Annotated in this window: 21 protein-coding genes; 6 read left to right on the forward strand and 15 right to left on the reverse strand. The window is 54.7% G+C overall.

Features of this window, described 5'->3' with window-relative positions:
* Positions 1-60 precede the first annotated feature (60 nt).
* The 3 genes from mtnN to ACLJRS_RS19645 are packed head-to-tail and all read left to right on the forward strand — an operon-like array spanning position 61 to position 2,212.
* Positions 61-759 (forward strand): 5'-methylthioadenosine/S-adenosylhomocysteine nucleosidase, encoded by a 699-nt coding sequence (gene mtnN, locus ACLJRS_RS19635; protein ID WP_000689822.1) that lies wholly within the window; start codon positions 61-63, stop codon positions 757-759.
* Positions 752-1,552 (forward strand): vitamin B12 ABC transporter substrate-binding protein BtuF, encoded by an 801-nt coding sequence (gene btuF / locus ACLJRS_RS19640; protein WP_001118843.1) that lies wholly within the window; start codon positions 752-754, stop codon positions 1,550-1,552. The genes mtnN and btuF overlap by 8 nt, the downstream gene beginning before the upstream one ends.
* 36 nt (positions 1,553-1,588) lie before the next feature.
* On the forward strand, positions 1,589-2,212 hold the full coding sequence (locus ACLJRS_RS19645) for a TRIC cation channel family protein (protein WP_000964234.1): 624 nt from the start codon (positions 1,589-1,591) through the stop codon (positions 2,210-2,212).
* A gap of 100 nt (positions 2,213-2,312) precedes the next feature.
* Here the strand turns inward: ACLJRS_RS19645 and erpA are convergent, their stop codons facing one another.
* Together erpA and clcA are read right to left on the reverse strand one after the other, a co-directional pair.
* Positions 2,313-2,657: an iron-sulfur cluster insertion protein ErpA gene (erpA, locus tag ACLJRS_RS19650; protein WP_001278668.1), complete on the reverse strand. Its 345-nt coding sequence runs from the start codon at positions 2,655-2,657 to the stop codon at positions 2,313-2,315.
* A gap of 81 nt (positions 2,658-2,738) precedes the next feature.
* Entirely contained in the window at positions 2,739-4,160 is a 1,422-nt protein-coding gene (clcA, locus tag ACLJRS_RS19655) for a H(+)/Cl(-) exchange transporter ClcA (protein ID WP_000845437.1), read from the reverse strand.
* Positions 4,161-4,329: 169 nt separating this feature from the next.
* On the opposite strand from clcA, the gene hemL reads away from it, so the two are divergent.
* The gene (hemL, locus tag ACLJRS_RS19660) at positions 4,330-5,610 is read left to right on the forward strand and encodes a glutamate-1-semialdehyde 2,1-aminomutase (RefSeq protein WP_000045247.1); all 1,281 of its coding nucleotides are present in this window, start codon (positions 4,330-4,332) and stop codon (positions 5,608-5,610) included.
* A gap of 107 nt (positions 5,611-5,717) precedes the next feature.
* Here hemL and stfH read toward each other — a convergent pair whose 3' ends face one another.
* The 13 genes from stfH to hrpB all read right to left on the reverse strand — a co-directional run bounded on the left by stfH (position 5,718) and on the right by hrpB (position 24,472).
* The gene (gene stfH / locus ACLJRS_RS19665) at positions 5,718-6,560 is read right to left on the reverse strand and encodes a fimbrial adhesin StfH (RefSeq protein WP_001750269.1); all 843 of its coding nucleotides are present in this window, start codon (positions 6,558-6,560) and stop codon (positions 5,718-5,720) included.
* Positions 6,560-7,090 (reverse strand): fimbrial protein, encoded by a 531-nt coding sequence (locus ACLJRS_RS19670; protein WP_001129315.1) that lies wholly within the window; start codon positions 7,088-7,090, stop codon positions 6,560-6,562. Before ACLJRS_RS19670 ends, stfH begins: the two co-directional genes overlap by 1 nt.
* The gene (gene stfF / locus ACLJRS_RS19675) at positions 7,090-7,566 is read right to left on the reverse strand and encodes a fimbrial minor subunit StfF (RefSeq protein WP_000725074.1); all 477 of its coding nucleotides are present in this window, start codon (positions 7,564-7,566) and stop codon (positions 7,090-7,092) included. Before stfF ends, ACLJRS_RS19670 begins: the two co-directional genes overlap by 1 nt.
* On the reverse strand, positions 7,563-8,075 hold the full coding sequence (locus ACLJRS_RS19680; protein ID WP_001250313.1) for a fimbrial protein: 513 nt from the start codon (positions 8,073-8,075) through the stop codon (positions 7,563-7,565). The genes stfF and ACLJRS_RS19680 overlap by 4 nt, the downstream gene beginning before the upstream one ends.
* A gap of 18 nt (positions 8,076-8,093) precedes the next feature.
* Positions 8,094-8,846 carry a fimbrial chaperone StfD gene (gene stfD, locus ACLJRS_RS19685; protein ID WP_000982723.1) on the reverse strand — a complete coding sequence of 251 codons (753 nt, stop codon included), beginning with the start codon at positions 8,844-8,846 and terminating at the stop codon, positions 8,094-8,096.
* Positions 8,847-8,863: 17 nt separating this feature from the next.
* Complete coding sequence (locus ACLJRS_RS19690) at positions 8,864-11,521, reverse strand: fimbrial biogenesis outer membrane usher protein (RefSeq protein WP_001750268.1); 2,658 nt, start codon at positions 11,519-11,521, stop codon at positions 8,864-8,866.
* A gap of 85 nt (positions 11,522-11,606) precedes the next feature.
* Positions 11,607-12,167 carry a fimbrial major subunit StfA gene (gene stfA, locus ACLJRS_RS19695; RefSeq protein WP_001090554.1) on the reverse strand — a complete coding sequence of 187 codons (561 nt, stop codon included), beginning with the start codon at positions 12,165-12,167 and terminating at the stop codon, positions 11,607-11,609.
* Between the two features lie 940 nt (positions 12,168-13,107).
* Positions 13,108-15,147 carry a Fe(3+)-hydroxamate ABC transporter permease FhuB gene (gene fhuB / locus ACLJRS_RS19700; RefSeq protein WP_001673685.1) on the reverse strand — a complete coding sequence of 680 codons (2,040 nt, stop codon included), beginning with the start codon at positions 15,145-15,147 and terminating at the stop codon, positions 13,108-13,110.
* 14 nt (positions 15,148-15,161) lie between these two features.
* Positions 15,162-16,052, reverse strand: coding sequence for a Fe(3+)-hydroxamate ABC transporter substrate-binding protein FhuD (gene fhuD / locus ACLJRS_RS19705; protein WP_001205357.1), 891 nt, complete (start codon positions 16,050-16,052; stop codon positions 15,162-15,164).
* Positions 16,052-16,849, reverse strand: coding sequence for a Fe3+-hydroxamate ABC transporter ATP-binding protein FhuC (gene fhuC / locus ACLJRS_RS19710; protein ID WP_001157204.1), 798 nt, complete (start codon positions 16,847-16,849; stop codon positions 16,052-16,054). The genes fhuD and fhuC overlap by 1 nt, the downstream gene beginning before the upstream one ends.
* 48 nt (positions 16,850-16,897) lie before the next feature.
* Entirely contained in the window at positions 16,898-19,087 is a 2,190-nt protein-coding gene (fhuA, locus tag ACLJRS_RS19715; protein WP_000113220.1) for a ferrichrome porin FhuA, read from the reverse strand.
* Positions 19,088-19,379: 292 nt separating this feature from the next.
* Positions 19,380-21,902: a bifunctional glycosyl transferase/transpeptidase gene (mrcB, locus tag ACLJRS_RS19720; protein ID WP_000918127.1), complete on the reverse strand. Its 2,523-nt coding sequence runs from the start codon at positions 21,900-21,902 to the stop codon at positions 19,380-19,382.
* 140 nt (positions 21,903-22,042) lie between these two features.
* On the reverse strand, positions 22,043-24,472 hold the full coding sequence (hrpB, locus tag ACLJRS_RS19725) for an ATP-dependent helicase HrpB (RefSeq protein WP_001750267.1): 2,430 nt from the start codon (positions 24,470-24,472) through the stop codon (positions 22,043-22,045).
* 72 nt (positions 24,473-24,544) lie between these two features.
* Here hrpB and thpR point away from each other — a divergent pair, with 72 nt between their 5' ends.
* Positions 24,545-25,075 (forward strand): RNA 2',3'-cyclic phosphodiesterase, encoded by a 531-nt coding sequence (gene thpR, locus ACLJRS_RS19730; protein WP_001294185.1) that lies wholly within the window; start codon positions 24,545-24,547, stop codon positions 25,073-25,075.
* Positions 25,076-25,091: 16 nt separating this feature from the next.
* Positions 25,092-25,796, forward strand: coding sequence for a DNA/RNA nuclease SfsA (gene sfsA / locus ACLJRS_RS19735; protein ID WP_000899412.1), 705 nt, complete (start codon positions 25,092-25,094; stop codon positions 25,794-25,796).
* The last annotated feature ends 47 nt before the right edge of the window (positions 25,797-25,843 follow it).

A 25,843-nucleotide genomic window follows, 5' to 3' on the forward strand; every position in this document is an offset into this window, starting at 1 on the left:
GCTTCCCCATAAGCGCATGATAAACTATGCCCCCAAAACTGACTTATCGCGAGTAAATCTATGAAAATCGGCATCATTGGCGCAATGGAAGAAGAAGTTACGCTGCTGCGTGACAAAATTGACAACCGTCAGACGATTACGCTGGGCGGCTGCGAAATTTACACTGGCCAGTTGAACGGCACCGAAGTGGCGTTGCTGAAATCCGGTATCGGTAAAGTCGCGGCGGCGCTGGGCGCAACGTTGCTTCTGGAGCACTGCAAGCCGGACGTGATCATCAATACCGGTTCCGCAGGCGGTCTGGCGTCCACGCTGAAGGTCGGCGATATCGTCGTCTCTGACGAAGCGCGTTACCACGACGCTGATGTGACCGCTTTCGGCTATGAATACGGGCAATTACCGGGCTGTCCGGCCGGATTTAAGGCCGATGACAAACTGATCGCCGCCGCGGAATCCTGCATCAGAGAGCTGAATCTGAACGCGGTACGCGGCCTTATTGTTAGCGGCGACGCGTTTATTAACGGTTCCGTCGGGCTGGCGAAAATCCGGCATAACTTCCCCGACGCGGTCGCCGTAGAGATGGAAGCCACCGCTATCGCACACGTCTGCTATAACTTCAACGTGCCGTTCGTGGTGGTTCGCGCTATTTCTGACGTGGCCGATCAGCAATCGCACCTCAGCTTTGACGAATTCCTCGCGGTGGCGGCGAAACAGTCGACTCTGATGGTCGAAACGCTGGTACAGAAACTGGCGCATGGCTAAGCAAATGTTCAGGGCGCTGGTCGCCCTGCTGCTTACGCTCCCGGTGTGGCTTTACGCTGCGCCGCGCGTCATTACCCTCTCTCCCGCCAATACGGAGCTCGCTTTTGCCGCCGGGATTACGCCCGTTGGCGTCAGCAGCTATTCCGACTACCCGCCCGAAGCGCAAAAAATAGAACAAGTCTCTACCTGGCAGGGAATGAATCTGGAACGCATTGTGGCGCTGAAGCCGGATCTGGTCGTCGCCTGGCGCGGCGGTAATGCGGAACGCCAGGTAAACCAACTGACGTCATTAGGTATTAAGGTCATGTGGGTAGACGCGGTAACCATCGAACAGATCGCCGACACGCTCCGTCAACTGGCCGCCTGGAGCCCGCAGCCGGAAAAGGCTCAGCAGGCAGCGCAGACATTGCTAAACGAGTACGCCGCGCTCAACGCCGAGTATGCCGGTAAAGCTAAAAAGCGCGTCTTTCTTCAGTTTGGCATGAATCCTCTGTTTACCAGTGGTAAAGGGTCTATTCAACATCAGGTTTTGACGACCTGCGGCGGAGAAAACGTCTTTGCTGACAGCCGCGTGCCGTGGCCGCAAGTCAGCCGTGAGCAGGTGCTGGCAAGGCATCCTCAGGCCATTATCGTGGCCGGAAAAGCGGGCGAAATTCTCAAAATTGAACAATACTGGGGAAACCTGTTAAAAATTCCGGTTATTCCGCTTAACAGCGACTGGTTTGAACGCGCAAGCCCGCGTATTATCCTCGCCGCAAAACAACTCTGTAATGCGCTTTCACAGGTGAATTAGAGCCTGTCTTACCAGGCTCCCAGTGGGGATTCGACAATGCTCGTCTATTGGCTGGATATTGTAGGCACGGCTGTATTTGCTATCTCTGGCGTGTTGCTGGCCGGGAAATTACGTATGGACCCGTTCGGCGTCCTGGTGCTCGGCGTCGTTACTGCCGTCGGCGGCGGGACAATCCGCGATATGGCGCTGGATAACGGCCCGGTATTCTGGGTTAAAGATCCTACCGATCTGGTCGTCGCCATGGTCACCAGTATGCTGACCATCCTACTGGTTCGCCAGCCAAGACGTCTACCGAAATGGATGTTGCCGGTACTGGATGCGGTCGGGCTGGCGGTGTTTGTCGGCATTGGGGTGAATAAAGCCTTCCTCGCTGAAACGGGGCCATTAGTGGCTGTCTGTATGGGCGTGATTACCGGCGTCGGCGGCGGGATTATTCGCGATGTTCTGGCACGCGAGATCCCCATGATCCTACGCACCGAAATCTATGCCACGGCCTGTATTATCGGCGGGATTGTTCACGCCACCGCGTTTTATACGTTTTCAGTACCGCTGGAAAGCGCCAGCATGATGGGTATGGTGGTCACGCTGTTCATTCGGCTGGCGGCCATTCGCTGGCATTTGAAATTGCCGACGTTTGCCCTGGATGAAAACGGACGTTGATATTGTTTTGCCCGATGGCGCTACGCTTATCGGGCCTGGAACATCTTTCCTGTAGGCCGGATAAGACGCTCGCGTCGCCATCCGGCACAACGAACAGCAATCAAATGCTGAAGGAAGAGCCACACCCGCAGGTACTTTTCGCATTCGGGTTGGTTACAATGAAGCGGGAACCTTCCAGACCTTCGGTATAATCTACCGAACCACCCACCAGATACTGCAAACTCATCGGGTCAACCACCAGGCCAACGCCCTGTTTTTCGATGGTCATATCCCCTTCGTTAACCTGATCGTCAAAGGTAAAACCATACTGGAAGCCGCTGCAACCACCGCCGGTGATATACACGCGCAGTTTCAGATTCGGGTTATCTTCGTCAGCGATAAGACTTTTTACTTTATTCGCTGCTGCGTCGGTAAACTGCAGCGGCAGCGCTACGTCATCACTCATATTTTGCTCCAAACGACATCGGTAATTGGATAAATTTTCACCCAATATTGGCAGTCATTATCTAATACCCTGGTAATTCGTTCAAGTATTCTCGCCCGCAGGCGCATTCTGGCTTTTCGCCGCCTGTTCCGCATCCTGCTTCGCCAGAGTGCGCGCCAGGATGGTTGAGTATAACGGTTTCCCGCCCAAAAACTGGGCTAATAGTGTCGCGCCAAGACAGGTGATAATCATTGGCAAAATGAGCTGGTAGTTATCGGTCATCTCCAGCACCAGCACAATCCCCGTCAGCGGGGCGCGCACCGACGCCGCCATCAGCGCCCCCATCCCGGCAATCGCAAAGGTACCGGCCTCCAGGTGATACTGCGGGAAAAGCACTGCCGCCGCCATACCGAAGGCCGTACCAAGCAGCGTTCCCAGCGCCAGCATCGGGGCGAAAATGCCCCCCGGCGCGCCGGAAGAAAAGCAAAGCAGCGTCGTGACAACCCGGGCAATAAAGATGAACAGCAGTAGCCCGACGCTAAAATTACCTGCCGCGGCGATAGGAATAAGGTTAAATCCGCCGCCTGCCGCTTCCGGCTCAATCAACCCCAGAATACCGCACAGGCCGCCGATCGCGCCGCCCATAAGCACCCATTTTTTAATTTCGCCGCCATGAAAGCGCTGAAACATATCCTGGGTACGTAGCACCAACGAATTAAATACCGGCCCGACGCAGCCAAAAATAATGCCGAGGATAAGGTATAACCACAGTGTGTTAACCGGCGCATCAGACAGTTTGCCGACTTCAATAATCGGCGCTTCGCCGTTAAATATGCGGAACACAATGCTCGACATGATGACGCCGGTAAACACCGCTTTAATCGAAATCAGGTTGTAGCGAAACTGCGGGCGCATCTCTTCAATAATAAACAGGATACCCGCCAGCGGCGCGTTAAACGCCGCAGAGAGCCCCGCCGCCGCGCCGGTCGCCAGCAACGTATGCCGCGCTTCGGCGCTGCGCATACGAAAAACATCCAGCACCATGCGCCCCAGGTTGCCCCCGATTTGCACCGTTGGCCCTTCGCGCCCTAACACCATTCCTGCGCCCAACGTTCCCATCCCGCCGATAAACTTCACCGGCAACACGCGCCACCAGCGCACCGGACGTAGCTCCTCCAGCGCGCCTTCAATTTCCGGGATACCCGAGCCGCCAGCTTCCGGCGCAAATTTTCGCACCAAAAAGTAGCCGACCATCGCCAGTAACGCCGAAAGGATAAAGGCCAGCGGCCAAAGCAAAAACGCATGGTCCGCGACCTGAACCAGCGCGCCAATGCGCATGTTTTGTACCCAGGAAACCGCCTTTTCAAAGGCGACGCCAACCAGTCCGGTAAGCGTGCCGACAACGGCCGCCATTAACAGGATGGCCAGCGGCGTTTTATCCCGCTGCATTAACCGGCGAATCTGATCTCTGCGCCGTAAACGCACAATTTGCTGAGCTAAAAAGGTGGAAGTGTCTGTTTTCATCAGAAGATCATTAATTGGTAATACAAATCTAAAGTCGGCATTCTACTCGCCAACGCCGTGAAAATCCCCTGCAAATCGTATTGTTTCAAATGCGTAAAACTTTCATAACCTTCTCTGAATAACTTAGAATAGCGGGTATTCACTTTTTCTACGAACCAGGAATCTTTCCATGAGTAAGTCTGAAAATCTCTATAGCGCGGCCCGCGAGCTGATCCCCGGTGGCGTGAACTCCCCTGTTCGCGCCTTCACTGGCGTGGGCGGCACCCCGCTGTTTATCGAAAAAGCGGACGGCGCGTATCTGTACGATGTCGATGGCAAAGCATATATCGACTATGTCGGTTCCTGGGGACCAATGGTACTGGGGCATAACCATCCGGCTATCCGCAATGCGGTGATCGAAGCTGCGGAGCGCGGTTTAAGCTTCGGCGCGCCAACCGAAATGGAAGTGAAAATGGCGGAACTGGTCACCAACCTGGTGCCGACCATGGACATGGTGCGCATGGTGAACTCCGGCACCGAAGCGACGATGAGCGCTATTCGCCTGGCGCGTGGTTTTACTGGCCGCGATAAGATTATCAAATTCGAAGGCTGCTACCACGGCCACGCAGACTGTCTGCTGGTCAAAGCCGGTTCTGGCGCGCTGACGCTTGGTCAGCCGAACTCGCCGGGCGTGCCGGCAGATTTCGCGAAACATACGCTGACCTGCACTTATAACGATCTGGCGTCAGTACGCGCGGCGTTTGAACAATATCCGCAGGAAATCGCCTGTATCATCGTCGAACCCGTAGCGGGCAATATGAACTGCGTCCCGCCGCTGCCGGAATTTCTGCCAGGTCTGCGCGCCTTGTGCGATGAGTTCGGCGCGCTGCTGATTATCGACGAAGTGATGACCGGTTTTCGCGTAGCGCTGGCCGGAGCCCAGGATTACTACGGCGTCGTGCCTGACCTGACCTGTCTGGGTAAAATCATCGGCGGCGGGATGCCGGTAGGCGCGTTTGGCGGTCGTCGAGATGTAATGGATGCGCTGGCGCCGACGGGCCCGGTTTACCAGGCGGGCACCCTTTCCGGCAACCCGATTGCGATGGCGGCCGGTTTCGCCTGCCTGAATGAAGTCGCCCAGCCCGGCATTCATGAAACGCTGGATGAGCTCACCACCCGTCTGGCGGAAGGTTTGCTGGAAGCTGCCGAAGACGCGAATATTCCGCTGGTGGTTAACCATGTCGGCGGCATGTTCGGGATTTTCTTCACCGACGCTGAGAGCGTAACCTGCTATCAGGACGTGATGGCGTGCGACGTGGAACGCTTTAAGCGTTTCTTCCACCTGATGCTGGAGGAAGGCGTATATCTGGCGCCGTCCGCGTTCGAAGCAGGCTTTATGTCCGTGGCGCACAGTGAAGAAGATATCAATAACACCATCGACGCCGCGCGTCGGGTGTTTGCGAAACTGTAAAAGAGAACGTCCAGAAACAACGTAGGCCGGGTAAGGCGAAGCCGCCACCCGGCTTTTTTTTGGTTCATACCAGGTTAGCGTGAATCTTCGCCAAACACCCAGCCCCCCTAAAGCTCATCAATAATATACTGGAAGCTACAGGTCGACGTGAACTGCCCGGAGCCAATGTTGCGGGTGTTCACCGCTACATTAATGTCATGAAGCTCAACATCGGTTATCGGATGATCAACGGCGCTGGTCGTGACGCTCGACTGGTCGCAGCCCAGCACATTGAGCGTAATACCCGATGAGACAAAACGGCAATAAGCGCCACGGTTGTCAAATTTGCTGCCATCGCACAGTTTCCCCCCCTCCATCAAATAGGTATGTAACGTGCGATTCACCGTGCCACCGGTGGCATCAAGCATGAGGGTTGTTTTCTGTTTCGAAACGTTCGCATCCCAGGAGATATCAAAAGTATCAACGGGAACTTTCGGGCAAACTGAGCTGCGCGTATCCGGCGGGGAATACGTTTCGCCAGAGATACCATCAGCAGCAGTGACACGACTCGTTGCCAGCCAGGGGCAACCATAGTCATCGCTTTGTACCGTAATATCCACGGTAAAAGAGCCACAATCGTGCCAACTCGCTGGCATATTCTGGCAACTGGAGCGCGCAACGCTGTTATCGAAATCGCGTAACACAACCGTCGGCGCGGGCTCTGGCCCCGACCAGGATTGTAAGGGTACCGGACGATTTTTAAAAACCCCTCCTAGCTGCCAGGTGCCATAGTATACTCCGTCATGCGTATCCACCATCACATTCAGCAGAATCGAGCGATCGAAGGTACTCGGACCTATGCCGTAATAGAGCGTGGTACTTGAAAACGTCGCTTTCAGCATGGGTTTAGCCACTACCGAACTGCCATAAACGGCAATCAGCAGCAAAAATAAAGTCCGTATTATTTTCATCATAAATACTCAAATGTAACTAGTGCGCTTGCGAAGAACGTTCCCGGAACCAGATCTTCGCCAGGAAGGCGTTGTACCCAGGCATTCAGGTTTAGCGCGTTATTCCCCGTCACCAGCGTGAATATCGCACCCTCTTTATCGTTCATGCCCACGGGAACGCCGGATAGCGTTTCAATACCAATCCCGATCCCAAAAGCACCTGAATGGCTATCGATGGCCAGGATACCGCGCATTCCGGTCGCTTCGGTTCCAGTGAAAGTCACCTGCACCCCGTTACTCAGCGCCGAATCGCAATCCGTGAGTTCAAACACCAAAGGCTTACGAGCAGACTGGCCGTCGGGAGTGAAATCAGAACTGTCAAGCGACGAAAAATCGACTTCGGCAATCCCCGTCCCCTGCATCGTGAGCGTGCAAGGACTGGCCACCAGGCTACCGGAAAAATGCAGGTTATCTGCCGCTGAGACCGGCAATATCAGCGCCCCACAGAGGATGCAGGCCGCGCCGTGTAATAACGCCTGTCTTTTAGCCATTACTGATAATCCACCTGTAATGTTGCCGTCGCATCGAAGCCGCCTTCTTTCAGCGAAGCACCGCTCTTTTTAACCGGTATGGCTTTCAGAACAGGTATCGATTGTTCATTCACCGTAATGGTGGACCCCAACGTAAAGGGTTGGTCGTTCTGCCTGAGTTCAATCCCCAGCCCCGCCACGCTGGTGTTTACCGCCGCCGGATTAAAATCACTCACGGAACCGCTTAGCGTCAGGGTCATCGCCATCGTCTCATCGCGCACCGTTGAATCACAGGTGATCTCATACGGAACATTCTGCGCATAACGCGTACCATCTATTTTATTAATCAGCAGGTTACCGAACTCAACGTCGATCGTCTGATCATTGTTAATCGTACAATTCGGCGGTGAAATTAATGTGCCGTGAAACTTAAGATTATCGGCTGCCTGTGCGGCAAGGCTGCCCCCCATTAACATCGTCAAAACTATTTTTTTCATTGGTAATCCACCACCAACGTGGCGCCTGCGTTAAACGCGCCACCTGTTAACGTTACGCCATTATTTTTGACGGGAATCGCCTCGATGGCCGGACCGCTGCCACCGCTGTATTGAAATGACAACCATTGCGTATTGCCGGGTGAAATCAGCGCGCCATCCGTGGCGGTTTGCAGACGGATCCCCAATCCATCGACATCGGTTTGCAATACCGACTCGCCATTGATAGTCACCGCATTCCCCTGAATCTGTAACTTCAGGTAATCGCTCACTCTGCCGTTACAGCTCAGGCGATAGCCCACCGCCTGCCGGTAATTCACCCCATCCACTTTCGTCGTCAACACATTGCCAAATTCCACCTCACCGCCGGTCACAGTACAGGGCGGCGCGGCATTAACGACTATCGTCAGCGTCATGTTGACCGTCTTACTTCCCGCTGCCAGCGGCATACTGACCGCACTCAGCATGGCCGCACACGTTACCGTGCCCAGCCGTAACCGCCATTGCCTCATCTTGCGTCTCCTTGTCGGTTACGACTTTCTGCTTTTTGCTTCATCTACCGCACAACTGTTGTCAGTACAGTTAAAAATCAGCGGTAACCGCGCGCCATAATCGTTGACGTAAGTCAGCACAGGCGAGCGACCTAATTCACTGGCGTCCCCTCCCAGCGTCACGTTGCTTTTTGGTGCAATCACTAATGGGCTAAAGCCTCTGGCTGGTGTGCCGTCCATGCGGTTACTGGCGTTACTTAACACCACGTAGTAGCCGGTTGTGTTGCTCACCTGATAGCCATTGCCCTGACGCTGAAGGGTGATTTTGTATTGCCAGGGATGCTGCATATCGATTTTCGACAGCGCCTGCGGACGGTAAAAAACTTTGATGCGCGTTTGCAGGGCGATTTGCAGCGTATTGGGCTTGTCGCTTTGCGGCGGAATTTCGCGCACGTTGTAATAAAAAAGGGTTTCCCGATCCTTGGGGAGCGACGCCAGCGCCGGCATCCCCTGAATTTTGACCTGTCCGATTGCCGACGGCTCAATGCGCTGGACCGGTGGGACGACGATTAAAGGCGAGGTGATTTTGACGCCCTTCTCATCTTCCACCCAGGACTGCGCCAGATAGGGCAGTTTGCTGTTGGCGTTTTTCAGATCGACGCTTATCGATTTATCTTCGCCGCGAAACACCAGGCGGGTGCGATCGGGCGCGATGGCGGCCTGGGCGCTACCGTAGCCGCCCAGCAAAAGCAGCAAAACAGCGGCCAGGTTATAACGTTTTAATGGCATCATGAATGCGGTTTCCTGAATCAATGTGTTGGATAACGAGAAGAGAGCGCTTCGGGTTGCGTCGAAGACGTCCGCCGCTGCGTATGAAGCTGGAGTAATGGTTTCTCTTCGGGCTGCGTTGCCTCAGGTGATGAAGCGTCGCCGATGCACGGCAGCAACAGGCTGCTAAACAGATCGCCCGGCAGCGGATCGGGCAACGCCGCTTCACACTGCGTTTTACCTTCCCATGTCACCTGCAACCGCTCGCCGGGGTTAATGCCGATCAGATAAACGCTGCCGTCTTCACCTACGATCCCTAACTGTTGCTGGCGACTGTTGTAAACCTCTGCGCCGAAGGGCGGCGTGCCGCCATCGCGCAGGCGGATACTGGCCATGGCTTTTTTACCGCTGAGCACCTCCATGCGGCGATAACCGATCGCCCCTTCCGTCAGGGTCGCCTGAGCGATGGAGAGGATTGCTTCCGCGTCTTCCGGCAACTGGGTAATGTCGATTTTCACCTGGTTGCGGTAGTAGTCGTTGACGTCGACAATGACGGCTTTACCAAACGCGTTGGTATATACCGGCGTGCTGTAGCCGGAGATGGGTACGTTCGCTTCATCGCCGACATCCACCAGCAGCCGCGAGCCGCCGTTGACGCTGGTGCGGTGCAACGCCCCGCCTTTAGCAGTCAGCGTCGCGCCGCCCTGGATGTTCAGTCCGCCGGAGGTATAGTCGCCTTCCTGATAGTTCGCACTGACGTCAATGTCGGCATAGCTCGCTTGATGACGGTAGTAGCCGTCGAGAGTCGCACCGTTATCCGCGCGACCAGCGTTGATCTGGTAGTTATTGCGATCGTCAATGCGCTCGTAATAGCCGACCTGATTGCTGTTGTTGTCATCGCTAAAGGAGCCGTTGTAGCTCAGCGTGCGGTTGTTGCCCCACGGAATACTGAGCGAGACGTACACGCCGTCATCACGCTCATTGTCATATTCGTTGCGAAAACCGTTCACCGACAGACTGATCCCGCGCACCTCACCGACATCGAAATAGTGCGACAGCGTCAGGTTATAGCTGTCCTGGTTAGGTTGATTCCAGTAGGTGCGATGGGTGTAGTTGATATAGGCGTTGACGTTTATTGCCGAAAAGTTCTGGCTGTACGTCAGGGTATACATCTCTTTATCGTGGCCGGTGCGCTGACGATCGTTATCGTCATTATGCGTATCGATAAACTCGTCCATCGTCATGTAGTTTTCTTCGGAAAAGCGATAACCAGCAAACGTCAGACGGCTGTCTATATCATCAAAATCTTTAGCGTAGCTGGCACGGAACGAGTTACCCTGAATGGTGCCGTCGCCGTAGGCGCTACCCTCTGGCAGCGTCGCACGGGAATGGGTGACATCGACGGAAAACGCGCCCAGCAGCGCCAGATCGCGCCCCAGTCCTAACGCCAGCGCCTGATAATCCTGCTCACCGATGGCACCGCCGTACAGCGACCAGCCGTTAGCGATCCCCCAGGAGGCTTCGGCTGAGGTGAAAAAGCCGCCTTCCATATTGTGATCCCAGTCCTGCGGTCGCCCGGCTGCCAACTTGTAGCGCACCTGGCCGGGACGGGTCAGAAACGGAATGGAGGCGGTGCTGACGTCATATTCCTGCACCTGACCGCTTTGTTCTTCAATTTTGACGTGTAGATCGCCGGATACCGTTTCATTAATATCCTGAATGCGAAACGGCCCAGCCGGGACCTGCGACTCATAAATCACCCGCCCGCGCTGGGTCACGGTGACTTTGGCGTTGGTGCGCGCCACGCCTGATATATCCGGGGCGTAGCCGCGCAGATTAGGCGGTAACATCTGATCGTCGGTGATAAGGCTGCCGCCAACATAGTTAAAGCCGTCGAAAATATCGGATTCCAGCGATCCTTCGCCCAGCGTTAGCTGCGCCCGGAGCTGCGGGATCGCCCGCCAGGCGTAATAGCGGTTCCAGTCCCAGTTCTGTTCGGAACTGGAGCCAAAGTTGTCTTTATCTTCGCTGTCATTTTCGTGACGATAGTTAGCCTGCCAGTCCGCGCGCAAACGCCACGCGCCGAGGTTGGCACCCACCGTGCCGTTGCCGCTGATGTCATATTCATCGCCGTCATCATGTTCAGCATGTCGCCACTGGCTGTTAACGTTGTAGTCAAATAATACGCCGGGAATCCCTTCATCCCAGCGGGAAGGTGGATCCCACTCTTCATCGCTGTATTCCAGATACGCCTGCGGAATAATCACCGTCAGCGTTGACTGGCTTAAATCCGTTTGGGTTTCCATCCCTTCCAGTTGATCTGGTTGCAGACACTGACCGGCATTTATCCAGATCATTTTATCTGCTATTTCAGGTTTTAACCCCAGCAGCGAGACCAGTTCAGGCGATAAACAGGGATAGGTGTTATCAGGATCGTTATTATCAACGGAATACGTAATAACATTATCCTGGACAATTTGACTCTGATTGACCAGCACCTGGAGATGATAGCTCCCCGGCATAATGTAGCCTTTACGGGAAAAACGGGAGAGATCCAGGCTGGCATCATCTTTAACATCAAGAAATCGGGTATTAAATTGAATGGGCGCTTCCGCGTAGCTATTTTCCGGACCGACAGCCAGAACAATACCCACCACGGCCGCAAGCGTGCTCAGACGAAATTTTTTATAGTGAGCCATCAGACAATCTATCCCTGAAATATATAATCTATTTTTTTACTTTGAGCATCATCCTGCGGCAGACTGCCGCAGGATGATATTTCACTTACAGATAGCTGATCGTGAAGTTTACGGTGCTGCTGAATTCGCCGGTATCGATAGTGGTGGCAGCAGAATCGCCTTTCACCCAGGCTTTGAAGTTAAGAGTCTGTTTCGCCGCCGCAACGCTGCCGTTCATCGTCAGGTTTTCGCTGTAAGCGTCGCCCAATTTGATCGCGGAACCCAGGTGGTTGCCGATAACAATGCTGGAACCCGCCATTTCGCCGCCGCCGATACGCATCAGCGCAACGCTGCCCGGATTAGCGCTGGATTCGTTACCGATGGCAGAGAAAACGGTAGACGCTTCTTTCTCAGTGGTGAATGCGCAGTTTTCCAGACCGATATGGAAATCGACTTTTGAAGATTCTTTACCGCCCATCAGAGAACCGGTACCGATATGGCCCAGGTTAACGGTCTGGTGTTCGTCGCCAACCACGATTGAACACGGTGAATCTTCAATAGTACCGGTAAAAGTCACCGTACCAGTATTACTGCCCGCAGCATTGGCAAAGCTGGAAACACCCATAACCAGTGCGGCAGCAACCGCAGCTTTTACTGCTGTATTCATTTTTCATCCTTATTAAAAGTTGGTGAGTATTTTTACGCTATTCACACAGAGTTATACTCAATACCCCATGTTTATATTAGTAGATATATATTATATGACGAGTTATGAAATTGCCGATGCAACATTCAAAAGAAGCAAACAACACGTTAATAAATAACATCCCTTAGGCGCGGTGAAGTATTTTTCATTAAAAACCCAAAGACAAGCGTTTTTTATTTAAAGGATTATCAGAATTAAATAATAAATATTTTTACCGTTCAAAAAACAAACAAAGCAAGCAAGACGGGAGAGCCAAAAAAACAATAAACATGTCAAAATGAATAAAAAAAGATCAGAATTACAGTACTGAATATATAGCAATGACGCGTAACATTTATTTTTGGTATAAATTTCATTAAAAAAAAACAAAAAATGCTAAATTACATTTTTTTTGTTTACTCGTGGCAATTAATTTATTTTAATAGAGTTGTTTTTTATTACTTCGATAAAAAAATAATATTTTATTATCGAAGTTTTATAATGAAAATTTATTATTAAATTAAAATTGATTTACGAGATGCATTAAAGATGCGGCATCCGCATCTTAATATTTAAAAAGGCTTAATACCGAAACCGGTAATTCTTATTATTGGATAGATCATGCCGCAATTTATCATCAACGTTTCGGGCCTGGATATGTTGAAATTAGTCACCCTGTTCACGAGACAGCGGCGCGCCACTGAAATAGCTCATGACTTATCGATACAAAAATAACACCTGCTTCTTGCTGAAAATAAAAGCAGAGTTCCCTCGATAAAACGTGACAGGACAGCTCTCGCACCTGATAGCGTTCAGCTATTTTTAGGCCTACAAAATATTGCCACAACATATTGATATTGTGTAATTTGTAGGTCGGGTTGAGCATGGCTGCCACCCGACATAAATGTGGCACAGCTTTTTTTTACCGACTCTGTTTACGTAGCAAATAGATAAAGTACGGCGCGCCAATAAAGCTTGAAAGCAGTCCCGCCGGGATCTGATACGGAAATAGCGCCATCCTGCCGCACCAGTCGGCAAAGACCAGTAAAACGCCCCCTGCCAGCGCCGAGATGACCATATGCGGCATCGTCCGGCGAAAACCGAGCATCCGCGCAATATGCGGCGCCATCAGTCCAACGAAACTCAGCGGCCCAATGGTCATCGTCGCGGTTGCCGTCAAACACGCCGCCAGCGCCAGCAGCGCGATACGCGACGGCGTAAGCGCCATGCCCACCGCACGCGCGGCATCGCCGCCCAGGGGCAAAATCGTTAACCAGCGGCGACACAACGGCACAAGTGCCAGCAAAATCACCATTACGATCGCGGTTCGCGTAACCTGCCCGCCAGTGGCGTTATAGGTAGATCCTGAGAGCCAGGTCAATACTTCCGCCATCCGCGGGTCGCCGCTCGCCTGGAGCATCATTAGCAGCATGGTAAACGCGGTGCTGAGCGCCATCCCCGCCAGCAACATCCGTTGCGGCGAGAAACCGCCGCGCCCGGCGGCTATCATAATAATCAGCAGTGTCGCCGCCGCGCCCAGGCTTCCGGCAGGCAGTAGCCAACCGAAGGCATTCCCCGGCACCAAAAACAGCATCAACACCACGCCAAACGCGGCTCCGGAACTGATCCCCAGCACTTCCGGGCTGGCCATTGGATTACCGGTCAGACGCTGAATAATGCAGCCCGCCACCGCCAGCATGACGCCCGCCATTAACGCCGCCAGTATCCGCGGCCAGCGCCACGGCATCAGTTCTTCAAGCAGCGTTCCGCTCGCCCACGTCCAGCCGTGCGCGTCGCGACCAAAAGAGAGGGCGACCCATGTTGCCAGCAGCAGGAGCGCGCCACCGGCAACGGCAAAAGCAAGAACGTGCCGACGTTCCGCCGCCACACGATCGCTGGCGTTCATATCCGGCGCGCTCATGCTTTTAAGCCGCGGCAGCAGCCACAGGAGCAGCGGCGCGCCGATTAACGCCGTCACTGACCCGGTGGAAACCTCCATCCATACGCGGGTTAGCCAAAGGATAATCTGATCGGATAGCCACAAAATAAGCGCCCCAATGAGCGGCGCCAGCATCAGGCGCGCCAGCAGACGTCTTGCGCCAAGCATTTTCGCCAGCAGCGGCGCAAACAGGCCGATAAAACCGATAATGCCCACCGCGTTGACCAGCAGAGCGCTCAACACAATCGCCAGCGACAGCGCCGCCAGACGCGCTAACGACAGCGCTAGACCCAGATTACGCGCAACGCCGTCATCCAGCCCCATCAGCGTCATCGGGCGTAACAACAATAACGTGAGCATCACACCGCCCAGCAACTGCGGCCACAGACGCTGCACGCCGCTCCAGTCGGTTTGCGTTAGCGTTCCTGTGCTCCATAAAAACATGCTTTGCAACTGATCGTGGTGGAAAATCACCAGTAACTGGTTGATTGCGCCACAGTAAAGGCTGACCACCAGCCCGGCGAGGATCAGGGTCACTGGCGACAGACGTTTGCCCCACGCCACGCCGAACACCAGCGCGCCGACGATACAGGCTCCCGCCAGGGCGGCAAACTGCGTGGTCAGCGCGCCGGGAATCGCCCAAAGCGTAGTCACCGTGATCCCCAATTGCGCGCCGGTCGCCACACCCAGCGTGGTCGGTTCCGCCAGCGGGTTACGTAATACTTGCTGGAACAGGACGCCTACCAGCCCAAGTCCCGCGCCCACCAGTAGCGAAATCGCCAGTCTTGGCAGCAGGCTGTAATGAAAAATCATCTGCTCAATGATGTCGATATCCGGTGACCAGATAGCCTGTTGCCACTGGCTGCGCGGTAGCGCAACGGAGAAGTTAACCCATGTCAGCCAGCAGGCGGCAACAAACAGCGCCAATAACAGCAACGCCGGATGGCGGCTTCGCCTTATCCGGCCTACAAAGCGCCCGAACCGTAGGTCGGATAAGACGCTTTTCGCGCCGCCATCCGGCATTTCACGTTTTCTGCTCACGCTTTGCCTCCCAACACGTTATTCAGGATGCGGACAAAGTGCATCGTGGAGAGGGTCGCGCCATAGAACCAAACGGCGGGCACCCGGTGAAAGCGCCCGGCGCGGACAAACGGCATGGCCTGCCACAGCGGCGTTGCCATCAGCGCGTTCATATCGGTGTTATTCCCGTGATCGAAGCAGATCACATCCGCTTCTTTATACATCGCCAGCCGATCGATGCTAACCGCCGTACTGCCCCAAAAGTTGGTTTCACCCTGCCAGGCATTGACGATGCCATACTCGTCCAGCACCTCCTGGAACAGGCAATTCGGGCCGAGCACCAGCATATGCCGCGGATCGATAAGCGTCGTCATCAGTAACGGACGCCCCCCGCGGCGGATAAAATGCGGCTTCTGGCTGGCGATGAAGCGATCGTATTGCGCCAGATGTTTTTCTGCCGCAGCTTCCAGATTCAGCGTCTGCGCCAGTTCAACCAGCGAGCGTCGGGCCACCGCCAGCGGCTTTTTGCCGTCGCTAAAATCGAACCCGCGCCCCGGCGCGATCCGCGCCAGTTTCTCCGGCGAGGGTCCGTAGCCTGCCGACCAGACCATAAACGACGGCTTCATCTCCGTCAGCAGTTCGAGATTGGGTTCAGTGCGAAGACCCACATCAATCACCGAATCCGGCAACGGCGGTTCGCTAACCCACAGCTTATAATTTGGCACGTCCGCCACGCCATACGGCGTAATACCGAGCGCCAGCAGCAGCTCAACCGGCAGCCACTCCAGCGCCACAATCCGGCGGGGATCGATAGCGGCAGCCTGCGCCGTATTCATTTGCCACAGCAGCGGCGAGAGCGCCATCGCCGTTAATAAACGGCGGCGAGTAAGAGGATATAAATCACGCATTAATACACAAAACTCACAGGTGCCGCGCCCGCCGGATGCGGAAGGATACCCATCGGGATACCGTAAATCTGTTCCAGCGTGTCACTGCGCATCAGTTCCGCAGGCGTTCCTTGCGCAATCATTTCACCGCCGCGTAGCGCGACTAAATAATCACAGTAGCGGGCCGCCATGTTGATATCGTGCAGCACCGCTACCACCGTCAGCCCGCGCTGTTGGCTTAAACGATGCACCAGCGCCAGCACGTCAACCTGATGGGCGATATCCAGCGCTGACGTCGGCTCATCCAGCAGCAGACAACGGCTGTCCTGCGCGACCAGCATGGCAATCCACGCGCGCTGGCGTTCACCGCCGGAAAGACTGTCTACCAGACGATGCGCCAGCGGTTTTAAGCCGACCAGCGTAATCGCCTCGTCTACTTTTTCCCGGTCCGCGACGCCAAAGCGTCCCAGCGCGCCGTGCCACGGATAGCGGCCAATCGCCACCAGTTCGCGCACCGTCATTCCTTCCGCCTGTGGCAATTGTTGAGGCAGATAGGCAACTTTGCGGGCAAACGCCTTGCTGCTCCAGCTCGCCAGCGGCTGATTGTCGAGCAGAATATCCCCTTCGGAAGGCGGCTGATGGCGGCCCAGCATTTTTAACAGCGTGGATTTACCGGAACCATTATGACCAATAAGTCCGGTGACGCGACCTGCGGGAAACGTTAACGAGAGGGGGTGTAAAAGCGTGCGGCCCGGCACACGAAAGGCGACGCTTCGCAGCGCAAAGGTGGTATCGGAATGAATGTGGTTTTCCTGCATCGCAGCCAACTTGTAAAACGGGCACGGCAAGCCGTGCCCAAAAAGAAATTAGAAACGGAAGGTTGCCGTTGCAACGACCTGACGTTCTGCGCCCCAGAAACAGCCGTAGGTCTGGAAGCAGCTGGCGACGTATTCGCGGTCGAGCAGATTATTAACGTTAACCGCAATGCTGGAGCCCGCCATACCAAAACGCGCCAGATCGTACTTGACGACCGCATCCATCACCGCTGCACTGCCTACCTTGAAGCTATTAGCCGGATCGCCGTAACTGGAACCAATAAAACGACCGCCTGTTCCCAGCGTTAAACCTGACAACGGACCTTCGTTGAAGGTGTAATCGCCCCACAACGACGCCATGTGTTCAGGCACCTGCTCTGGCGTATTCCCTTTCAGATTAGTGTCTTTCGTGTATTCAGCATCAGTATAAGTGTAAGACGCCGTCATATTGATGTTAGCCGTCAATGCTGCTTTGGCTTCCAGCTCTACACCTCGCGCACGAATTTCGCCTGCCGGCACCTGCGCTAATGGGTTGGTTGGATCGGCGGTCAGGTTATTGGTTTTGGTCAGCTGATAAACGGCACCCGTAACAACAACCGGCATGTCTTTCGGTACATATTTCACCCCTGCTTCATATTGCTCGCCTTTTGACGGCTTGTAAGAAACGCGTGGGGTGCTCCACAAATCGAAGGCGCTTGGCTCGAAAGATTGGCTATAGCTGAAGTAAGGTGAAATTCCATTATCGAATACGTAGTTTACGCCACCGCGCCAGGTGAACTGGTGGTCATTACGTTCAATATATCCTTCTGTCGGCGTAGTGGAATTCTGACGCACCGTTGTCGCTTGTTTAGACCAGTCATAGCGGCCGCCGAGAGTAAATACCCACTTATTCCATTCCGCCTGATCCTGAACATAGAGGCCTGTTTGTTTACTTTCGTTCATCTGGTACGGCTCAGCGCCGCCGAAAGCAAAGTATTCAGGATGGTAATTGTTATAGAGATCGATTGACGGCGCGCTACCAAACGTCGCGTTAATATCATTACGCATACGCATGAAATCGACACCCGTCAGCAACGTATGATCAATATCGCCGGTCGCGAATTTACTTTCCAGTTGTGTATCTACGCTGAAATTCTGTAAACGCTCGTTGTCAACGATAGTACCGCGGTTAAGCGTATGGCCGTCCGCCGCAATCCCCGTGCCATAGACGCTTTTTTGCGCGGTTTTCATTTCGACAAAACGTAAATTCTGGCGCACGGTAAAAGTGTCGTTGAAGCCATGCTCGAAACTGTATCCCACCATTTTCTCGTTACGAGAATAGGTGTTGTTTGACGCCCCTTCATTGAAATCTGTCGGCAAGCGTTTACCATTCGGTAACGGTTCAACCGTTCCCTCTTTCGGCAGCCAGCCGTAGTAGCCGGTCTCTGGTTCGTTCTGGAAATAAGAAAGGAACGTAAAATTCGTTTTCTCATCAGGACGCCAGGTAAAAGAGGGCGCAATCGCATAGCGCTGCGACTCAGAACTCTTTTGCTGCTCATTTGTCGAACGCGCCAGCCCCGTCAGACGATATGAGAACTCACCGTTGTCATCCAGGGAATCACTAAAATCAAAACCGGTCTGGAACAAATTGTCCGTCCCCATTTTGAATTGAATTTCTTTCAGCGGCTCAGTAGTCGGCCGCTTGCTAACCATCGAAATGATACCGCCCGGGTTGCTCTTACCGTAGAGGACGGACGTTGGGCCACGCATCAACTCAACACGCTCAAGCATGTAGGGATCAATAACCGCATCGTTGTAGAAGTTCCCCTGCAATTTCAGGCCATCCAGATAGTTGTTCTGGCTCAGGCCGACGGAAGAGAAGCCACGGATAATCACGAAGTCATAGGTATTGGAAGCGCCGCGGCTGCTTACCGTTACACCCGGCGTGTAACCCAACGCTTCTTTTACTGACTGGAATTGATGCATCTGCATCTCTTCGTTAGTGACCACCGAAACCGACTGTGGCGTTTTTTCGATAGGTGTATCAGTTTTGGTGGTGGTGGCGGAACGCTTCGCGGCGATGGTCGGAGCCGGTCCCCAGGCACTTTCCTGCGCGGCAGGCGCTGCGGTTACGGTAATGGTTTCTTCTTTCGGTTGAACCGCCGCCTGTGCATAGACAGACATGCCGCTAACCGCTGTGGCTACTACAACTGCGATTTTACGCAGTGAGGAGTTTGGCTGAGCAGTTTTAAGACGCGCCATTGGTATATCTCTGATGAAAGTGAATGATAACGTAAACGATAATTATTATTATAACCGCAGCATGATAGGCGAAATATCGTCGCAATGGCAAGCGATACGCGGCCCTACGAAAACTAAGGGGTTAAGAAATAACCAGATGAAAAGGAAGGGTTAATAAATTAGACTGAAATGTTATTTATGGAGGATTTGCCGGATGGCGACGTAAGCGTCTTATTCGGCCTACGTCGCACATAATGGGGTCGTAACGGTGTAGACCGGGTAAGCACAGCGCCACCCGGTACTATTACCGTGATTAATTGCCGCCGAACATCTCCTTAATCCAGCCGGCAACGCCGTCGCTCTTCTCTTCTTTCGGCGGCTGTTGCTGCGCAGGCTGCTGCGGCTGAGACGACTGATCGAACGGATTGCCTGACGGCTGCTGTTGCTGCTGCATCATCTCGCCCTGCTGGCACAGCGTATTTGGATCGTCCGTCCAGACCGGCAGAGTGCGCATACCGCCGCTACAGACAAAATTACCGTCGTAATCAACGCCCATATCCACCACATCTTCCGGCGGCGTCAGAACTAAAGGCGTCGGCGTCTGGTTCGCCAGATAGCGCTGGTAAATCGCCATCGCGCCGCTGGCGCCGTACAATTTCGTCGGCTGGTTGTTATCACGGCCTACCCAGGTGATAGTCACCTGGCTGCCGTCGATACCGGCAAACCAGGTATCGACATTGTTGTTTGTCGTCCCGGTTTTACCGGCCAGATGCAGACCCGGATATTTCGCGCCAAGCTGACGCCCCGTACCACGCTGGACGACCTGCTGCATTGTCCAGAGCGTCAGGTAAGCCGCCTGTGCCGGTACAGCGCGTTCAGCTTGCGGATAACTTTGGTACAACACCTTACCATCTTCCGCAATAACCGAACGCAGCGCTGATAACGGCGCGCGATTTCCGCCGCTGGCGATAGTCTGGAACGCCTGCGCCACTTCGATCGGCGTCAGGTTCAGCGCCCCTAACAGCATCGCCGGAACCGGATTGAGCTGATCTTTCGGCACGCCGAGCTTCGTCCAGGTATCGGTTACCGCCGGTAAACCTAACGCCATCCCCAGATTGACCGTCGGTACGTTCATTGAGCGAGTTAACGCATCCACCAGCATCACTTTCCCGCTTTCGCTGTAGCGACGATCGTCGTTCTGCGGCGACCAGACCTGACCATTCGGCTGGCGCAGAGAAATCGGCGCATCGGCAATCCAGGTGTTCAGACGGTATAAGTTCGGCTGACTTAACGCGGTCAGATAGGTCGCCGGTTTCGCCAGCGACCCGATGGAACGGCGCGCCTGCATGGCACGGTTATAGCCGGCATACTGCGGCTCCGCCCCGCCAACCATCGCGCGCACCTCGCCGCTAAAGCGATCCACCACCACCATCGCAGTTTCCAGATCGCTCAATTTACGCTGCTTCTTCAACGCCGGAATACCTTCGACAACGGCTTTTTCTGCGGCATCCTGCGCCACGGAGTCAAAGGTGGTGAAGATCTTCACGCCGGAGAGATCTTTAATTTTATCCCCCAGCTTCGCCTGCAGTTCCTGACGAACCATCTGCATAAACGCTGGCTGCGGTGAAATAACGCCGCCGCGCGGCTGTACGCCAAGCGGACGCGCGCTCAGCATGTCATAGAGTTCCTGATCGATGATTTTCTGCTGCTGTAACAGGCGTAACACCAGGTTACGACGCTCCAGCGCCAGTTTCGGGTTACGCCACGGGTTATAAATCGACGCCCCTTTTACCATCCCCACCAGTAACGCCTGCTGATCGAGGCTCAGTTCCTCTACCGGACGGCCAAAGTAATACAGGCTCGCCAGCGGAAAACCGCGAATTTCATTGTCCCCGCTTTGACCGAGGTAGACCTCGTTCATGTACAGCTCAAGAATACGATCTTTACTGTAACGGGCATCCATGATCAGCGCCATGTAGGCTTCATTCGCTTTACGCCAGTATGATCTTTCGCTGGAGAGGAACAGGTTCTTCACCAGCTGCTGGGTCAGCGTACTGGCCCCCTGCACCGTGCGTCCCGCCGTCAGGTTGGCCAGCACCGCACGCCCGATAGAGTAAAGACTAATGCCATCATGCTCATAGAAATGACGGTCTTCCGTCGCCAACAGCGTATCGACCAGCAGATCCGGGAAACCGCTGCGCGGGACGAATAAACGCTGCTCGCCATTTGGCGAAGAAAGCATGGTGATAAGCCGCGGATCGAGACGGAAGAAGCCAAACTGGCGGTTGTTATCCAGATTGACGATGGTTTCCAGACGCCCGTCACTGAACGTCAGCCGCGCGCGCACCTGCCCTTCTTTGCTGTCCGGGAAGTCAAACGGACGACGGATCATCTCAATGCTATTGGCCTGCACGGTAAATTCGCCGGGACGGGTCATCTTCGTCACCAGACGATACTGCGTCGCTTCCAGCAATTTTACCATCTCGTTTTTGCTGACAGGCATGTCTGGCTCAAGGTTCACCATCCGGCCATATACCGCCGCCGGAAGCTGCCAGACCTTGCCATCGATACGGCTGCGGATTTTTTGATCCAGATAGACGCCGTAAATGGCGAACAGCACCACAAAAACGATAAACAGTTTTAGCAATAGCCACAGCCAGCCGCGCTTGCCACGAGGCTTACGCCCTTTGCCCTTACCTTTACGCGGCATCGGTTCTTCATCCTCATAGTCATCATCATAATCGTCGTCATGCTGCCGACGACGGCTCACCTTTTGTTTCACAGGACGTGACGGTTTCCCCTTACGTCCAATCGGCTCGCGGTCATTCCCCGCCATGCTTTTTCTCCGCAACATACAGGCGCAAAGGCCCGATTCTCTATTCTTCCGCCAGACGACAGAAGAAGAAATCTCTCAATTTACCCTTTTGCCGGATGGCGATTAACGCCTTATCTGGCCTGGAGGCAACGTATAACACGTCACGAATACTTCTTCGTGCGCCGCGTTGGGGCCGTATTCGCCGGATCGTCCGGCCAGACATGTTTGGGGTAACGGCCCTTCATCTCTTTTTGCACTTCGCGATACGCCCCCTGCCAGAAAGCGCTTAAATCGCGCGTAATCTGTAGCGGTCGCTGCGCTGGCGAAAGCAGTTCCAGCACCAGCGGCACGCGGCCCTGAGCGATGGTTGGGGTCTTCGCTTCGCCAAACATTTCCTGCATTCTGACCGCCAGCGCGGGCGGGTTATCTTCATGATAACGAATCGTTATTCGGCTTCCCGTCGGCACAGTGTAATGCCCAGGCAGTTCACTATCCAGACGTTGCAGCATGGCATAGTCAAGCAGTCCCCGTAACGCCTGATTAACGTTCAGGGATTTTAGCCCTCGTAACGACTGTACGCCTGTCATGTGCGGCAGCAACCAATTTTCCAGAGTCGCCAGCAGCGACGCCTCATCCACGGCAGGCCAGTCATATTCCGGCAGCCATTTCGCCGCACAGTGCAGACGCAGACGGAACTGCTCCGCTTCCGGCGTCCAGTTAAGGACGGACAGACCTTTATCGCGGATGCCGTTCAGCATCGCCTGATGAAGCTCCTCTTCAGACGGCTTCGCCAGTGGCTGAACGCTAACCGTCAACTGTCCAATACGCATTCTGCGCCATGCTTTCAACGTTCCCTGCGCCTCGTCCCATTCAACCGTGTCGGACTGGCGCAGTAAATCAGGACACGCCTGAATCAGCGAGGCGATATCCAGCGGCTGCGCCAACAATATTCGGGCGTCCGGCGAGGCGCTACCTTGCAGTAACAGCGGCGCGATCAGCCATTCATGACGTCCCAACGCGTCATCCGCATCTAACATCGCGCCCATACCATTGGCTAACTGATAGCGCCCTTCCTGACCACGACGCCGCGCGATGCGGTCGCTAAACGCTCTGGCCAACAGCGGCATAATAAGCGCGCTATCCGGCTCGCCATTACGCACCTGCAGCCGTTTTAAAAGCTGCTGGCTACGCTGCTGCCAGCCCGGCTGTCGCCGCGAAAATACTACGCTTAAATCCGTACCGCCGCCGCGCGGCGGGTCCTCAAGGATGGCCGCGAGCATGGCGGCAGTGGCGGCGCTATCGCCCTCGCCGGCGTTGACTAACATCGCCGCCAGGCGCGGATCGTTACCTGTTGCCGCCATTTTCCGGCCCCGCGCGCTTAACCGCTCGCCCTCCAGCGCGCCTAACATCAATAATAAACGGCGGGCGGCCTGAAGATTCACCTCCGGCGGCCTGTCCAGCCAGAAAAGCGATGCCGGATCGTGACATCCCCACTGCAACACCTCCATCAATAAACCGGAAAGGTCGCTGTGTAAGATTTCCGGATCGCTTTGCGCCGCCGCCCGCTCCGCCTGTTCTTTGGCCAGCAGATGTAAACAGATACCCGGCGCCAGTCGTCCGGCGCGCCCCGCGCGCTGCGTCATTGATGCCTGACTGATACGCTGCGTAACCAGCCGCGTCAGTCCCGTTCGCGCGTCAAATCGCGCCACGCGCTCCTGAGCGCTATCGACGACCAGACGAATCCCTTCAATCGTCAAACTGGTTTCGGCAATGTTAGTCGCCAACACCACTTTACGCATCCCGGCGGGTGCCGGAACAATCGCTTTGCGTTGCGCTTCCAGAGACAATGCGCCATACAGCGGACAAAGCAGGACATCGCTGCCTACCCGCGACGCCAGATGTTCATGAACGCGCTGTATTTCGCCTACGCCGGGTAAAAATAGCAGCAGCGAACCGTTTTCATTGCGCAACAGTTCCGCTGTCGCCATCGCGACGGCTTCATCAAAACGCAAATGCGTCGCGAGCGGCTGATAACGTCGCTCCACGGGAAACGCGCGCCCCTCCGAGACGATCATCGGCGCATCAGGCAGTCGCTGACAAAGCCTGTCGTTATCCAGCGTCGCAGACATGATTAACAGCCTGAGATCGTCACGGAGCCCTTGCTGGATATCCAGCAACAGCGCTAACGCTAAATCCGCCTGTAAACTGCGCTCATGAAATTCATCCAGTATCACCAGCCCCACGCCGCGTAATTCGGGATCGCGCTGAATCATTCTGGTCAATACGCCTTCTGTCACTACTTCCAGCCGGGTACGCGGCCCCACGCAGCTTTGCGCGCGCATCCGGTAACCTACCGTTTCGCCAGGCTTTTCATTCAACGCTTCCGCCAGACGCTGCGCGACATTACGCGCCGCCAGACGACGCGGTTCAAGCAGGAGGATTTTTCCAGCAACCGGACCTTGTTGCAGGAGTTGCAACGGCAGCCAGGTGGATTTCCCCGCCCCGGTAGGCGCGGACAACAAAACCTGCGGCGCGGTTTTTAGGGCTGTCAACAATTCAGGCAATACGGCGGCAACGGGCAATGACGTCACAAACGGCTCCACGGGGTTAACTTTCTTTGCGCCGCATTGTAGCATCGTGTTAATCCATAACCGAGTATCCCTATGTCTGAGCCAAAACGGCTGTTTTTTGCGATTGACTTACCCGACGACGCGCGCACGCAAATTATCGCCTGGCGCGCCGCTCATTTTGCGTCTGAAGACGGACGCCCCGTCGCAGCGGCGAACCTGCACCTGACGCTGGCCTTTTTAGGCGACGTCAGTAACGATAAGCAGCGCGCGCTTGCGCAACTGGCCGGACGAATTCGCCAGCCGGGCTTTACGCTACATCTGGATGACGCCGGTCAGTGGCTGCGTTCACGCGTGGTGTGGCTGGGGATGCGCCATCCGCCGCGCGGGTTGTTGCAGTTGGCTAATATGCTGCGCGCGCAGGCCGCCCGCAGCGGTTGTTACCAAAGCCCGCAGCCTTTTCACCCGCATATTACGCTGCTGCGCGACGCCAGCCATACGGTGGCTATCCCGCCGCCGGGCTTTTGCTGGTCATTTCCGGTTACGTCATTTGCGCTTTACGCCTCTTCGTATGGGCAAGGCCGTACCCGCTATGCCGAGCTGCAGCGCTGGACGCTGGGCGAATAATAATGAAGGAATGTCGATGCTATTCTCCCCCCCTTTACAACGCGCTACGTTGATTCAGCGCTATAAACGTTTTTTAGCCGATGTGATCACCCCTGACGGTACAACGCTTACGCTGCACTGTCCTAATACCGGCGCGATGACCGGCTGCGCCACGCCTGGCGATACCGTCTGGTATTCGACATCAGAAAATACTAAACGCAAATATCCGCATACCTGGGAATTGACTGAAACGCAATCCGGCGCATTCATTTGCGTGAATACGCTGCGGGCGAACCAGCTAACGAAAGAAGCGATTCAGGAGAATCGCCTGCCAGCGCTGGCGGGGTACAATATTCTGAAAAGTGAAGTCAAATATGGCGCCGAGCGCAGCCGTATAGATTTTATGTTACAGGCAGATTTCCGCCCGGACTGCTATATTGAAGTGAAATCGGTCACGTTAGCGGAAAAAGAAAACGGTTATTTTCCCGACGCCATCACCGAACGAGGGCAAAAACATCTTCGGGAGTTGATGGGCGTTGCGGCGGCAGGTCATCGCGCAGTGGTGGTGTTCGCGGTGCTGCACTCCGCCATTACACGTTTTTCACCCGCACGTCATATCGATATAAAATACGCGCAGCTATTGAGCGAGGCTCAGAATAAAGGCGTGGAAGTTTTAGCTTATAAAGCAGAACTTTCAGCCCAAAAAATGGAACTGAACGAACCAGTACCCATAACGTTGTAGTGGAATAACAGCCTGATTATTAAGTATTCTGGCCGCGTGCGTAAATA

It is taken from the genome of Salmonella sp. SAL00670 (genome assembly GCF_046552235.1).
GTDB classification, from domain to species: Bacteria; Pseudomonadota; Gammaproteobacteria; order Enterobacterales; family Enterobacteriaceae; genus Salmonella; species Salmonella enterica.

Bases quoted from the DNA above. Each gene is read 5' to 3' on its own strand.
- thpR (WP_001294185.1), top strand. From the start codon at position 24,545: ATGTCTGAGCCAAAACGGCTGTTTTTTGCGATTGACTTACCCGACGAC.
- hemL (WP_000045247.1), top strand. From the start codon at position 4,330: ATGAGTAAGTCTGAAAATCTCTATAGCGCGGCCCGCGAGCTGATCCCC.
- ACLJRS_RS19680 (WP_001250313.1), bottom strand. From the start codon at position 8,075: ATGAGGCAATGGCGGTTACGGCTGGGCACGGTAACGTGTGCGGCCATG.
- btuF (WP_001118843.1), top strand. From the start codon at position 752: ATGGCTAAGCAAATGTTCAGGGCGCTGGTCGCCCTGCTGCTTACGCTC.
- ACLJRS_RS19670 (WP_001129315.1), bottom strand. From the start codon at position 7,090: ATGGCTAAAAGACAGGCGTTATTACACGGCGCGGCCTGCATCCTCTGT.
- fhuC (WP_001157204.1), bottom strand. From the start codon at position 16,849: ATGCAGGAAAACCACATTCATTCCGATACCACCTTTGCGCTGCGAAGC.
- mrcB (WP_000918127.1), bottom strand. From the start codon at position 21,902: ATGGCGGGGAATGACCGCGAGCCGATTGGACGTAAGGGGAAACCGTCA.
- mtnN (WP_000689822.1), top strand. From the start codon at position 61: ATGAAAATCGGCATCATTGGCGCAATGGAAGAAGAAGTTACGCTGCTG.
- stfH (WP_001750269.1), bottom strand. From the start codon at position 6,560: ATGAAAATAATACGGACTTTATTTTTGCTGCTGATTGCCGTTTATGGC.
- fhuD (WP_001205357.1), bottom strand. From the start codon at position 16,052: ATGCGTGATTTATATCCTCTTACTCGCCGCCGTTTATTAACGGCGATG.
- stfF (WP_000725074.1), bottom strand. From the start codon at position 7,566: ATGAAAAAAATAGTTTTGACGATGTTAATGGGGGGCAGCCTTGCCGCA.
- clcA (WP_000845437.1), bottom strand. From the start codon at position 4,160: ATGAAAACAGACACTTCCACCTTTTTAGCTCAGCAAATTGTGCGTTTA.
- sfsA (WP_000899412.1), top strand. From the start codon at position 25,092: ATGCTATTCTCCCCCCCTTTACAACGCGCTACGTTGATTCAGCGCTAT.
- fhuA (WP_000113220.1), bottom strand. From the start codon at position 19,087: ATGGCGCGTCTTAAAACTGCTCAGCCAAACTCCTCACTGCGTAAAATC.
- fhuB (WP_001673685.1), bottom strand. From the start codon at position 15,147: ATGCCGGATGGCGGCGCGAAAAGCGTCTTATCCGACCTACGGTTCGGG.
- ACLJRS_RS19690 (WP_001750268.1), bottom strand. From the start codon at position 11,521: ATGGCTCACTATAAAAAATTTCGTCTGAGCACGCTTGCGGCCGTGGTG.
- erpA (WP_001278668.1), bottom strand. From the start codon at position 2,657: ATGAGTGATGACGTAGCGCTGCCGCTGCAGTTTACCGACGCAGCAGCG.
- stfD (WP_000982723.1), bottom strand. From the start codon at position 8,846: ATGATGCCATTAAAACGTTATAACCTGGCCGCTGTTTTGCTGCTTTTG.
- stfA (WP_001090554.1), bottom strand. From the start codon at position 12,167: ATGAATACAGCAGTAAAAGCTGCGGTTGCTGCCGCACTGGTTATGGGT.
- ACLJRS_RS19645 (WP_000964234.1), top strand. From the start codon at position 1,589: ATGCTCGTCTATTGGCTGGATATTGTAGGCACGGCTGTATTTGCTATC.